Annotated in this window: 11 protein-coding genes and 2 pseudogenes; 9 read left to right on the top strand and 4 right to left on the bottom strand. The window is 59.0% G+C overall.

The window, feature by feature from the left end; translation table 11 throughout:
- On the bottom strand, positions 1-2,059 hold a 2,059-nt coding region (locus A3AS_RS49720), incomplete at its 3' end, for an Ig-like domain-containing protein (protein ID WP_018322889.1).
- An 822-nt stretch (positions 2,060-2,881) separates the two neighbouring features.
- Positions 2,882-3,145: pseudogene (locus tag A3AS_RS50285) on the bottom strand (FecR domain-containing protein); the annotation flags it as partial.
- Here A3AS_RS50285 and A3AS_RS49710 point away from each other — a divergent pair.
- The gene (locus A3AS_RS49710; protein WP_026202837.1) at positions 3,140-3,448 is read left to right on the top strand and encodes a hypothetical protein; all 309 of its coding nucleotides are present in this window, start codon (positions 3,140-3,142) and stop codon (positions 3,446-3,448) included. The pseudogene A3AS_RS50285 and the gene A3AS_RS49710 sit on opposite strands and share 6 nt — an antisense overlap.
- Before the next feature lie 660 nt (positions 3,449-4,108).
- Here the strand turns inward: A3AS_RS49710 and A3AS_RS0139200 are convergent.
- Positions 4,109-4,327 carry a hypothetical protein gene (locus A3AS_RS0139200; protein WP_018322888.1) on the bottom strand — a complete coding sequence of 73 codons (219 nt, stop codon included), beginning with the start codon at positions 4,325-4,327 and terminating at the stop codon, positions 4,109-4,111.
- Between the two features lie 235 nt (positions 4,328-4,562).
- Here A3AS_RS0139200 and A3AS_RS0139195 point away from each other — a divergent pair, with 235 nt between their 5' ends.
- The 7 genes and pseudogenes from A3AS_RS0139195 to terL all read left to right on the top strand — a co-directional run bounded on the left by A3AS_RS0139195 (position 4,563) and on the right by terL (position 9,989).
- On the top strand, positions 4,563-4,775 hold the full coding sequence (locus tag A3AS_RS0139195) for a hypothetical protein (RefSeq protein ID WP_018322887.1): 213 nt from the start codon (positions 4,563-4,565) through the stop codon (positions 4,773-4,775).
- 183 nt (positions 4,776-4,958) lie between these two features.
- Positions 4,959-5,123 carry a hypothetical protein gene (locus A3AS_RS48015; RefSeq protein ID WP_157644514.1) on the top strand — a complete coding sequence of 55 codons (165 nt, stop codon included), beginning with the start codon at positions 4,959-4,961 and terminating at the stop codon, positions 5,121-5,123.
- 1,063 nt (positions 5,124-6,186) lie between these two features.
- Positions 6,187-6,378: pseudogene (locus A3AS_RS50280) on the top strand (hypothetical protein); the annotation flags it as partial.
- A gap of 61 nt (positions 6,379-6,439) precedes the next feature.
- Complete coding sequence (locus A3AS_RS49695) at positions 6,440-6,661, top strand: hypothetical protein (protein ID WP_018322883.1); 222 nt, start codon at positions 6,440-6,442, stop codon at positions 6,659-6,661.
- 101 nt (positions 6,662-6,762) lie between these two features.
- On the top strand, positions 6,763-8,127 hold the full coding sequence (locus A3AS_RS44465; protein ID WP_084675000.1) for a DNA methyltransferase: 1,365 nt from the start codon (positions 6,763-6,765) through the stop codon (positions 8,125-8,127).
- Positions 8,120-8,500 carry a DUF5681 domain-containing protein gene (locus A3AS_RS44460; protein ID WP_157644513.1) on the top strand — a complete coding sequence of 127 codons (381 nt, stop codon included), beginning with the start codon at positions 8,120-8,122 and terminating at the stop codon, positions 8,498-8,500. Before A3AS_RS44465 ends, A3AS_RS44460 begins: the two co-directional genes overlap by 8 nt.
- Positions 8,501-8,504: 4 nt before the next feature.
- Positions 8,505-9,989 (top strand): phage terminase large subunit, encoded by a 1,485-nt coding sequence (gene terL, locus A3AS_RS44455; RefSeq protein ID WP_018322879.1) that lies wholly within the window; start codon positions 8,505-8,507, stop codon positions 9,987-9,989.
- Positions 9,990-10,004: 15 nt separating this feature from the next.
- Here terL and A3AS_RS0139155 read toward each other — a convergent pair whose 3' ends face one another.
- A complete protein-coding gene (locus A3AS_RS0139155; protein ID WP_018322878.1) occupies positions 10,005-10,292 on the bottom strand; it encodes a hypothetical protein in 288 nt (95 codons plus the stop codon).
- 209 nt (positions 10,293-10,501) lie between these two features.
- Between A3AS_RS0139155 and A3AS_RS46270 the strand changes: the two genes are divergently transcribed.
- On the top strand, positions 10,502-10,844 hold a 343-nt coding region (locus A3AS_RS46270), incomplete at its 3' end, for a transposase (protein ID WP_084675002.1).

Raw genomic sequence — 10,844 nt, 5'->3', positions numbered from 1 at the left:
CGGTGTTGGCAAGGCCGCTGCCGCTCAGCGCTGGGTTGGTGGTGAGGCGATCGGTGGCGGAAGTGCCGGTGTCGGCAACCAGGGCCTCGGTCACGGTCGGGCCGGTGGTGCTGAGCGTGTAGACCACAGCGCCGCTGGTCGCGATGTTGCCGGCCGCATCGCTCACCCGTGCGGTCAGGGAATTGCCGCCCTGGTTCAGCGTGACCGTTGTGCTCCAGCTGCCGTTGCCCTGCACGATGGCGGTGCCGATTGCGGTGGTGCCGTCCAGGATGGTGACGGTGGTGCCGGCATCGGCGACACCGACCGTGCCGGTGATGGTCTGGCTCGCCNGGCTGACGGGTCCGCCGGTACTGGTGATAGCGACCGTCGGTGCCGTCGTGTCGAGCGTGAAGCTCAGCGAGGCCGAGCCGGTGTTGCCAAAGGTATCAATCTGGCTTGCGACAATGGTGTGTAATCCCTCGGCCAGCCCGGTCGGTGTAAACGACCACGCGCCTTGCGCATCCGTGGTTGCTGTAGCGGTGCTGAGAACACCATCGATCGTCAGATGCACCACCGTGTTGGCAAGGCCGCTGCCGCTCAGGGCCGGGTTGGCGGTGACGTGGTCGGTGGCCGAAGTGCCGGTGTCGGCAACCAGGGCCTCGGTCACGGTCGGGCCGACGGTGCTGAGCGTATAGACCACCGCGCTGCTGGTCGCGGTGTTGCCGGCGGCATCGCTCACCCGAGCGGTCAGGGAGTTCGGGCCGTTGGCGAGCGTGACCGTGCTGCTCCAGCTGCCGTTGCTCTGCACGATGGCGGTGCCGATCGTGGTGGTGCCGTCCAGGATGGTGACGGTGGTGCCGGCATCGGCGACACCGACCGTGCCGGTGATGGTCTGGCTCGCCTGGCTGACGGCTCCGCCGGTGCTGGTGATCGCAACCGCGGGTGCCGCCGTGTCCAGCGTGAAGCTCAGCGAGGCCGAGCCGGTGTTGCCAAAAGCGTCGGTTTGGCTCGCCACGATGGTGTGCGGTCCCTCGGCCAGCCCGGTCGGTGTAAACGACCAGGCCCCTTGCGCATCGGCGGTCGCCGTCGCCACGATCGTGCTGCCGTCGATGTTGAAGTGCACCACGGTGTTGGCAAGGCCGGTGCCGTTCAGCGCCGGGTTAGTGGTGAGGTGATCGGTGGCGGAGGTGCCGGTGTCGGAGACCAGAGCCTCGGTCACGGTCGGGCCGGTGGTACTGAGCGTGTAGACCACGGCGCCGCTGGTCGCGAAGTTGCCGGCCGCATCGCTCACCCGGGCGGTCAGCGAGTTGCCGCCCTGGTTCAGCGTGACCGTGGTGCTCCAGGTCCCGTTCCCCTGCACGATGGCGGTGCCAATCGTCGTGCTGCCGTCCAGGATGGTGACGGTGGCGCCGGCATCGGCGACGTCAACCGTGCCGGTGATGGTCTGGCTGGCCTGATTGACGGGTCCGCCGGTGCTGGTGATGGCGACCGCGGGTGCCGCCGTGTCCAGCGTGAAGCTCAGCGAGGCCGAGCCGGTGTTGCCAAAGGTATCGGTCTGGCTCGCGACGATGGTGTGCGATCCGTCGGCCAGCCCGCTCGGCGTAAACGACCACGCCCCTTGCGCATCGGTGGTCACTGTCGCCGCGATCGGGCTGCCGTCGATGGTGAAGTGCACCACGGTGTTGGCAAGGCCGGTGCCGTTCAGCGCCGGGTTAGTGGTGAGGTGATCGGTGGGAGAGGTGCCGGTGTCGGAGACCAGAGCCTCGGTCACAGTCGGGCCGGTGGTGCTGAGCGTGTAGACCACCGCGCCGCTGGTTGCGGTGTTGCCGGCCGCATCGCTCACTCGTGCCGTCAGCGAGTTCGGGCCGTTGTTGAGCGTGACCGTGGTGCTCCAGGTCCCGTTACCCTGCACGATGGCGGTGCCGATCGTGGTGGTGCCGTCCAGGATGGTGACGGTGGTGCCGGCATCGGCGACGCCCACCGTACCGGTGACGGTCTGGCTGGCCTGGTTGACCGGCCCGCCCGCGCTGGTGATCGCAACCGTCGGCGCCGTCGTGTCGAGCGTGAAAACAACGGGCACGCTCGTTGTGACGTTGGCGCTAGGGTCCAAAGCCACGATGCTGTGGTCGCCATCACCTGCCAGGGTGACCGCCAGGCTCCAAACGCCGCCGGAGCCAACGGTAACCGTTCCAATCTGCGTCGTAACACCATTGTATGTGTCGTACAGCGTCACCGTGCTTCCAACGAAGGACGGATCAACTGTTCCGCTGATTGTTTGATTTCCTTGGTTGGTTGGACCACCGGCGCTGCTGATAAGGACAGGTCCGAATGAAGCCACAACAACAGCTTGCGGTGGGTCCAAAGTGGGGACGAGCGGCTTCGAGGCGGAGGCAGAAGTCCCCGCGATGGAAGCGAGCGTCACAACAACTGGAGCGATCGATCCCCCACCGGCTTGGCCTTTTATGTCGTCCCCTATAATGGTGGTTGGAGCTTCAGTGGGTGATGGTGGCGGGCTCCCAGCGAACTTCTGCAGCGACTTTGTGTCGACGTCTCCTCGCTTGCCGTCGCTAGGAGCCGGAGTGTCTGGAGCAATCTGTTTCCCGATATCATAGGTCGTCAACACCTGTTGAAAAGCGTTGAACTCCTGCGCAACTTGCCCTGGGGTCTTGCTGACGGTTTGAGTGATCACCTCGAAATTCGCGGTTGGCGTGATGGTTAGCGATGGACCGTCGCTGGTAACTATCCCGATCGGATCCCCCGCAGTACAAACGCCTTGAAGCAAGTTCGTCGCTGGAACGCATTTGAAGACTTGTACGGAATGAACTCGGCCGTCTTGCTGATCAGCGACAGAGACCGAGACTTTCCCATCCACAGCATCGACGCTGAGAAGGACGGCAGTACCGCGAATTCCGATCACGGCAGTCGGCGTCGCGACCTGCATGTCGCCGGTTTTCGCGACCTGGCCAGCGACGAAACTGGCGGCACCCTGGATGAGAGTGAACATCGAATGGTTCGTGCCACTCGTCAGGCTGACTAAGGTGCCACTCGCACTACTCTGCCCCTCATACCCCAATTCGTTCAACATGAACCGAGCGTTGGCGCTCAGGTTGAACGTGCTGCCGTCGATAAGGACGAGACCAATGGTAGAGCCGCTTCCAGTTTGCACGACATCGTTCTGATAAACGACATCCCCATTATTCGCCTCGATCGTAACGCCGTTGCGAACGATGCTGGCGCTTCCCGTTACGGTCGCGACACGGCCAATCACCTTTCCAGCAGCGGCATTACCTCCGGCTTGCGCAAAGGTTTGATAACCGGTGAGGGCTTCGACCACTCTCGCATCGAGCAGCGCGCCGTCCGACGAGCTGAGCGGCAAACGCTTCTCGCCGAGAAAGTAATTGGGGATCGTGATCCGATGGTCAGAATCGGAAATGATGAGATCATGACCGGAACGTGCATAGTCCCCTGAGAACAAGAGATGCGCGTCCGAAATGATGAGTGCGTGAGCTGGGGCAGGCTTAGGGAAACTAAAGGACGCCCCAGCCATATCAGATCCGGCAACATCGAACTTTTGGTTCAATGGGGTAGTCAAACCAGCCCCCACCCATAAATTTGCAAATTAAATAATTAAATGCTAATAGCACCCCGTAAATTTAATTAAAAGCGCTATTTGATCTGGCTGGAACGATGAAAGCCTGCGGTGGTTTGGCCCGTGATAATCACGCTGGACCGAGTGTCCGTGGCTGACGATCATAAACGACACACGCTGGGTCCATCCGCATGGTGCAATCAAGAGGGCTTCATCGCCTGGACCTGTTGGAAGTGCGCCGTCAGCTGGTGCGCGCGCGTAATCGGCACTCCAATAACAGGAGCATTGTGAGGCGCATCAACGGTCTGTTATGTCGAATTTATCACTTGGATGCGATCGAACCCAAAGGAGGTCGGCGAATCCGCGAAGCCATTCAAATTGCGCTGCGAGATACATCCAAGGATTAGTTGACCAAAGTCCCGCGTCCCGCTCCCTTATTATTCGCGATTGCGCGGTGCGTTCACTCGCCACGCGTATCCTGCCACATCTCGGCCAGTGGACAATTCCGACAGACCGCGGGTTGACCGCTGCTTGCGGTTTTTACCGTTTGCCGCTGGGCGGGTGATTGCACGTCTTATGGAAAGCGTTCGCCGCCCCGGCCCTCTGAAGCGATAGCTGGTCCATGGCCGATCCTTCTTCAGCCAGGCGCTTCTCAACGTACTGCTGCTCAACGTCGGTCAACGCAGTTTCTAGCAGGCGCAAATACCGCTCAACATTCTTCCTATGGGTCTGCAAACGGACAATCGTTTCGTCGCTCATGTTCTATCCAATAGGTAGCGGCGCAATATTGCAAAATAGCTCTGAAAAGCCGCGTCAAAAAAACCAAAATATAAATAACAGATTTAAAATGGCAGAACAATCGAAGCGGATCAAGACTCAGCCTCGCGGTGAATTGCTTATGCTCCACACGCCGGATTTTTGAATTTACTAAAATCCAAACTCCCTTTATCCTAGAGGTATATTGCTATGCGAAATTTGATTGTGGGGCAGCGTTATGTCGAGTGCGATTGAGTTGATCGTTGGCGGCTTCACTCGGCTAAAAGACCAGCAGTCGCTCGAAGCTCTCCGGATGCATCGCTGGCGGTTGGCCGCTGATCTGAAGGCCACAACTGGTTTCGATTGCCGATCATCTATCGTCCAAATCGAGCAAGACATCGCGGCCATTGAAGCGGGGCTCCGGACGCTTTCTCAACCGGTCAGCGGCTGATCGGACAAGCGAGGGTGAGAGAGACCGAAGGCGGTTAGTCCGCTCCACCCCACGCCGATTTGCCGCCGGAATACTGGCAGGCGCTCCTCGACGATCCACGCTTCGGCCTGTCGGGCAAACTCTAGATGGCACCCGTAAATTTCCCAATGTCGCCTGCTTCGGGGCCAGCGGCAAGATGACAACATGAAAGCATCAAAGCCGAAGGAGTGGAGCGACCTCGAACGCAGGAAGCTTTCGGCAATGAGCCGCCGGCGGCACGGCGCGGCGGAGATTGCCGCGGCCCTTCGCCGGCATGTCGGCTCGGTCAAGCGGATGGCGCGAGAAATGGGGTTACTTCTGAGAAAATGACGATCCGGTAAACTTCACTCGATCTATTGCAAGAGAGTACGCCTGTCCGCGTTCGACCGGTGCCGGGCCTAGGTGCGCCATCTTGCCGAGGATCGCATCAGGCTCGTTCGGTGTAGCTACGGCGTTCGGCTTCGACCGATTCGTTTGACGCCAAACAGCGGAGCGCCCGCTCGATCGGTGCTAAGGTGGCGCCGCGACTTCGCGCATACCTCTCGGCCGCGGGCGCTGAGTACTTCCCGACATGGTATCTGACGTCGGTACAAGAGACGCGACCGGTCGGGCTGTGATTGCGCGCTGCGAACGCCAAGATGATGTGCGGGAATTCACCGTGCACCACCGTGTTTGTCCGGCCTTGCCTAAGCACAGTTTGCGCGGAATCTTTGCCTGCCACGGGCCGTCGAACGGACCACGAACGTACGCGGGAGAAGGGCCAAGGGGATCCAGTAGTGATGGCCGTCATGGACCTGCGCCGGCAAGCCTGTTGGCGAGTATGGCGCGCCAAAGGTGAAATCCCCGAACCGGTGGCACAGCACCGCCACGGCTGCTAACTACTCGTTGTCGGGATGGTGCTTTCTCGAGTTTGACGCTGATTTCGGTCATCCGACCGCCCGCTCCCGCCACGGCTGTTACAGAGCCAATATTCTGGTTCTGTATAGGGCACACTTGAGAGCCGGAGCTGTCATGTCCAAGGAGGGATCGAATTCCCTGAACTCCAGGTCCACAATCTCTTTGTCGCGACGCTCACGATTGAACCGGCGCAATCCCCGCCGTCATTCGTCAGAGCAGACCGATCAAATTGTGAAGAGCATCAACGCCTTTGGGTTGATCAGGCCAATCGGCGTCGACGAAGAACACCAACCGAGTCGCCCAGCCCAACCTCAATGAGGCGATCTCGTTCTGGCCGAATTGGCTACCTGATCGCTCACGAGCGGCTCAGGCCCTTGGCCTTGCGGCTTCGACGTCCGCCGTCGCGCCTCATTTCATCCGACCTGAGCGCCCCTGCTTCTGTTACAGAGTCATTATTCCGGTTCTGTATAGGCCACATTTTTGAGCCGGAGCTTTCATGTCCACGGTAGGATCGAATTTCCCTGAACTCCAGGTCCACAATCTCCTTGTCGCGACGCTCACGACGAACACGCGCAATCGCCGGCTTCATTCGCCAGAGCAGATCGATCAAATCGCGAAGAGTATCAACGCCTTGGGACCGTTCAGGCCAATCGGCGTCGACGAAGAACACCGGGTTATCTTTGGCAACGCGGTTGTCGCCGCAGCCAAACAGCTTGGAATGACCGAAATATCCGCGGTGATCCTGCCGCATGTCGCCAGACCAAAAACGCGCTGTCGCCATCGCCGCCAACAAGATCGCCGAGAACGGCACCTGGGACCTGCAAATTCTCAAGCAGGAGGTGCAGGTGCTGGCCGATCTGAATTTCGATTTTGACTTTGCCGCGATCGGATTTCACCCCGGGGAGACTGATGCCGCCGGATCACACCCGCTAGCCACAAAGGGCGAAAATTCCCGAGCCAGTGGGAGTTAGTTCGAAGCAACTGCAACTGCTGCCGCCCCTCGACGCCGTCCTCTTCTGTTACAGAGCCAATATCCAGGTAATAACATAGGCCTATTTTCGTAGAAGCGGTCATGCGCATAAGAGGGTCAAATTCTCCCAGACTCTGCATTCAGTATGTCCTTGTGAGTCTGCTGAGGAGGAATGCGCGGAATCCCCGTAGGCATTCCCAAGAGCAGATCAATCAACTTGCAAAGAGCATCGATACATTTGGACTGATTAAACCAATCGGAGTCGATGGCAATTTTTTCGTAATCTACGGCCACGCGGTTCTCGCCGCGGCCGAACAGCTCGGGATCAGGGACATACCAGTCATCATACTGGAACATTTGTCGCCTGCCCAAAAGCGGGCGCTCGCGATCGCCGACAACAAGATCGCCGAGAACGGCACCTGGGACCTGCAAATTCTCAAGCAGGAGGTGCAGGTACTGGCCGATCTGAATTTCGATTTTGACTTTGCCGCGATCGGATTTCAACCGGCAGAAGTCGATTTGCTTCTGGATCAGCCTACTGCGGCGCCGGATGACATTTTACCCGAGCTTAGATCTGCCAGGCCGGCCGTTAGCAGGCGGGGTGACAGCTGGCAGCTCGGCCGTCATCGCCTCATCTGCGGCGATGCGTTGGAGGAACAAGCCTACACAGCCGTCCTCGGCGACCAGCAGGCGCGCGCGGTCATAGCAGATCCGCCCTACAACGTTCCTATAATCGGCCACGTTGGCGGCCGAGGCAACATCAAACACCGCGAATTTTCGATGGCCTCTGGTGAAATGGCGCCGCACCAGTTCATCGAATTCCTGACCACGGCGTGCACACACTTGGCCAGACACAGCGTCGACGGCTCGCTGCACTACCTATCGATGGATTGGCGGCACACGCTCGAGCTGCTGACCGCCGCACAACGTGTGTACACCGAGCACAAGAACACCTGTGTCTGGGCCAAGACCAATGCCGGCATGGGCTCGTTCTACCGATCCCAGCACGAGCTCATTCACGTATTCAAGAACGGCATCAACAACGTTCGGCTCGGCGTACACGGTCGCAATCGGACCAATGTGTGGACCTATCCGGGCATCAACAGCTTTGGCCGGCACCGCGATGAACTGCTGGCGTTGCATCCCACGGTGAAGCCCGTTGCCTTGATCAGCGACGTGATGAAGGACTGCACACGGCGCGGCGACGTTGTTCTGGATCCTTTCGCAGGGTCCGGAACCACCGTGATCGCCGCAGAAAAGACCGGCCGCCGCGCCGCTCTCATAGAACTCGACCCGCTCTATTGCGACGGCATTGTACGCCGTTGGCAACACCACACCGGCAAGGCGGCGATCTGCGTTAGGACCGGCCGAAGCTTCGCCGAGCGTGAAACGGCCTCAGCCGCACTGTCTCACTCCCCCTTGCTTCTGCTGCCTGGTCCCTCACCCAAGGGAGACACATGTGACTGAGGATCAAAAAGGGGGCTATGGCCGCCCGCCGATGTCGGGACGGTTTAAGAAAGGACAGTCAGGCAATCCGAGGGGGCGGCCAAAGGGCTCGCGCAATCTCAAAACCGACCTCACCAGCATGATGCAAAAGCGCGTCCAGATTCGCGAGGACGGCCAACCGCGTGTGGTGAGCCGGCAGGAACTCGTGCTCCTCAGACTGTTCGAGCAGGCCGCAAAGGGCGATACCAAAGCCTGCATGCAACTCTTCAGCATGATCATGAAGTTCGAGCCACAGGATGGATCCAATAGCGAGAGCGCAATCGTGACAGAACAAGACCACGAGATCGTTGCTGATTTTATACGTCGCCATGTCAAGCATGAAAATAGGGATTGATTAAATGCAAAAGCCACCCGTTGCCAAAGCAGAAGTTGATGCGATCTGTCGCGTCGACCTTATCGCCTTCGTTATGAAAGCGTTTGCTTTTTTGCTGCCCGGTGAGAAGTATGAGTCGGAATGGTTTCATCAATTGATCGCTCTCAGATTGAATCTGAGCGTTGGACAGGCCACGCGACAGATCATCAACGCGCCGCCGCGCTCGTTGAAGTCATTCCTCGTTTCAGTAGCGTGGCCGGCGTTCAGGTTGGGCCAAGATCCTACTCAGCAATTCCTCTGCGGCAGCTATTCCCAACAATTAGCGAACTCGCTCTCGGCCAACTGCCGACGGATCATGGAAGCGCCCTGGTACAAAGAGCTGTTTCCAACGCGCCTCGCGAAGAGCACCGAGGATGAACTCGTAACAACGAAGGGAGGTTATCGTCTTGCGATATCCGTCGGCGGCAGTTTAACCGGATTTGGCGCCAACACAATCATCGTTGACGACCCCTTGAATGCGACTGGCGCGGCTTCCGATGCACAGCGCAAGAGCTGCAACGAATGGTTTGATCGTTCGCTCATGTCGCGCCTCAATGACAAGTCCAAAGGCAGCATCATCGTCCTGATGCAGCGCCTGCATCAGCAAGACCTAACGGGTCACCTCATCGATAGAGGAGGCTGGGATCATCTGGTGCTGCCGGCGATTGCGGCGCAGGACACCACAATCCAACTTCAAAATGGATCTTTTGTCTGGAAAGAGGGAGAGCTTCTGCAGGCGAGAGAGCGTTGCGACATCTTGGACGATGTCAGGACCCAAGTGGGATCGCTGGTGTTTCAAACACAATACCTTCAAGATCCCGCTCCTGATGAGGGAAATGACCTCAAACGGGAATGGCTCCGCGCTTATGATGTACTTCCGACTCGCCAGTCGGGGGACGAAATCGTACTCTCCTGTGACACGGCAGCGAAGGCTGGCGACAAGAGCAACTACTCAACCTGTTTGGTCTTCCTTATCCGCAATCGGAACCAGTATTATCTAATCGACGTTTGGCGCGGAAAGGTCGAGTTCCACGAGCTCTCCCGAATCATGCGAGAGCAGGCGGCCAAACATAGGCCGAATGCTATGCTCATCGAAGATACTGCTATGGGATCTCCCCTGATCGCTGATCTTAGGCAACGCGCTGGTTTGCAAGGCGTCGTTGCGATCAGACCGACCAAGGACAAGCGGTCGCGTATGAGCGGCGAGACCGCAAAGCTGCAAGCCGGCTCGCTCATGTTACCGCTAACGGCACCCTGGCTCGACGATTTCATGCTGGAGTTTGTGTCGTTTCCGTTCGGCAAGACCGATGACATGATGGATGCATTGTCCCAATTTCTGACCTGGCGCACGGGTGCTGAGCGACAGGTCACATTCGAGGCAGATTTCGACTATGCGCCGCATGGATCGAGCGGATCGCTGGTACGGCTGGGGGCTCCTTCGGCAAATGAGATGCTTCACTTTCTGAAATGACGTGCGCTCCTCGTATCACCGGCGCACAAGATACAGCTCGCCAGCGCTGTCCCGGAGGTTGTCAGAATGCGGCTCAGGGTCCAAATCCTGAGCCGCGGCTTTCCTACCCGGCGTCACCAAATCCTGTCTGAACTCATCCACATAATTTTTACATAGATAGATCGCTTTCGATCGCTGGCCGGCACTTTCCCCCTCGATGACGCCGGCAAAATTCCGGCGGCCGAGCGAACCGACGGTGCCTCGTACGCCGACGATCTTCACTTCCACCGGGCTCGGGCCGATCGCCGACGCCAGGGTGTTCATACGATGACGTGCTGATCCAACCTATCCGCCCGGCCAACCTTGTCGAGTGGACGCACAAGAATGTTGATCATCCCGCCACTTGCAAACTTCCGTGCCGGGTGACGATCCGCACCGGGCCGTGCCCGCTAATAGGCTCGCGCGAGATATAGCGTCTCCCTCCGGTGAGGGCCGTCTTGCCGGGTTAAGAGGAGTGCTGTGTAACAGCCCTTATGGACAGTAATAAGTTCAGTGCACAGATTGAACGGTTCGAGGTTGTCGAGACTGGCCGTCGCCGTCGCTGGACGGATGACGAGAAACTTAAGATCGTTCTGGAGAGTTTGCAGGCACCGCGCGCGGTCTCGTCGACAGCACGACGATACGGCATCTCGCGCTCGCTGCTGCTGACTTGGCGACGATCGTTTGGGACGCAGACGAACGAACGACCTCAGCCAGCCTTTGTGCCGGCGATGGTGATGCCGGACCAACCGCCGGTGCCGCCAGTAGCTTTGGCGGGGCCAGCGGGCGGACGCATGGAGATTGTCGTCGGCAAGGCCTGTCGCGTGATCGTGGACG

Source organism: Bradyrhizobium sp. WSM2793, from assembly GCF_000379585.1.
Classification (GTDB): domain Bacteria; phylum Pseudomonadota; class Alphaproteobacteria; order Rhizobiales; family Xanthobacteraceae; genus Bradyrhizobium.
This window is presented reverse-complemented; position numbering and strand designations above follow the sequence as displayed.